Annotated in this window: 1 protein-coding gene; it reads left to right on the top strand. The window is 67.0% G+C overall.

What is annotated here, in order from left to right; translation table 11 throughout:
• Positions 1-1,232, top strand: a 1,232-nt coding sequence (locus tag ACFFWD_RS15705; RefSeq protein WP_376966615.1) for an ATP-binding response regulator, incomplete at both ends; no start/stop codon positions are given.

The raw sequence follows: 1,232 nt of genomic DNA, 5'->3' as shown, positions 1-1,232 counted from the left end.
CCGCAGCTCTCGGTCGTCGAGCTGGTGCGCGCCCGCGCCAACTCCGAGCACCGCATCGAGCGGATCAAGGACACCGCGGTCTTAAGGCTGCGCAACAAGCTGCTGCCGCTGATCCATCTGAAGAAGCTCCTCAAGATCGACGACGGCGCGACCTCGGATCCCGAGAACGGCTTCATCGTGGTCACGCAAGTCGGCAGCCAGACCTTCGGCATCGTGGTCGACGGCGTGTTCCACACCGAGGAGATCGTGGTCAAGCCGATGTCGACCAAGCTGCGCCACATCGACATGTTCTCCGGCAACACCATTCTGGGCGATGGCGCCGTGATCATGATCATCGATCCCAACGGCATCGCCAAAGCGTTGGGCGCCTCCGGCGCCGCGGCGCATGAGATGGCCGAGGACAGCGCCGCCGCGCACGCCTCGAGCGGCGAGCAGCTGACCTCGCTGTTGGTGTTCCGCGCCGGCACCAGCCAGCCCAAGGCGGTGCCGCTCGGCCTCGTCACCCGGCTGGAGGAGATCGCCACCGACAAGATCGAGCTCAGTAACGGCCGCTACATGGTGCAGTACCGCGAGCAGCTGATGCCGCTGGTGCAGATGGAAGGCGTCACGGTGCAGCCCCAGGGGGCGCAGCCGATCCTGGTGTTCGCCGACGACGGCCGCTCGATGGGGCTCGTGGTCGACGAGATCATCGACATCGTCGAGGAGCGGCTCAACATCGAGGTCGCCGGCAGCCAGGAGGGCATCCTCGGCTCGGCCGTGATCAAGGGCCAGGCCACCGAGGTGATCGACGTCGGCCACTTCCTGCCGATGGCGTTTGCCGACTGGTTCTCGCGCAAGGAGATGCGGCCGTCGGCGACCGCGCAGTCGGTGCTCCTGGTCGATGACAGTGCCTTCTTCCGCAACATGCTGGCGCCGGTGCTGAAGGCCGCCGGCTACAAGGTCCGGACCGCGGGAGGCGCGCAGGAGGGGCTGGCGGCGCTGCGCTCGGGGCAGAGCTTCGACGTCGTGCTGACCGACATCGAGATGCCCGAGATGAACGGCTTCGAGTTCGCCGAGAACATCCGGTCCGACCACAACCTCAACCAGCTGCCGATCATCGCGCTGTCGGCGATGGTGTCGCCGGCGGCGATCGAGCGCGGCCGCCAGGCCGGCTTCCACGACTATGTCGCCAAGTTCGACCGGCCCGGCCTGATCGCGGCGCTGAAGGAACAGACCGCCGAGGTCAGGAAAGC

It is taken from the genome of Bradyrhizobium erythrophlei (genome assembly GCF_042430365.1).
Taxonomy (GTDB): domain Bacteria; phylum Pseudomonadota; class Alphaproteobacteria; order Rhizobiales; family Xanthobacteraceae; genus Bradyrhizobium; species Bradyrhizobium erythrophlei.
This window is presented reverse-complemented; position numbering and strand designations above follow the sequence as displayed.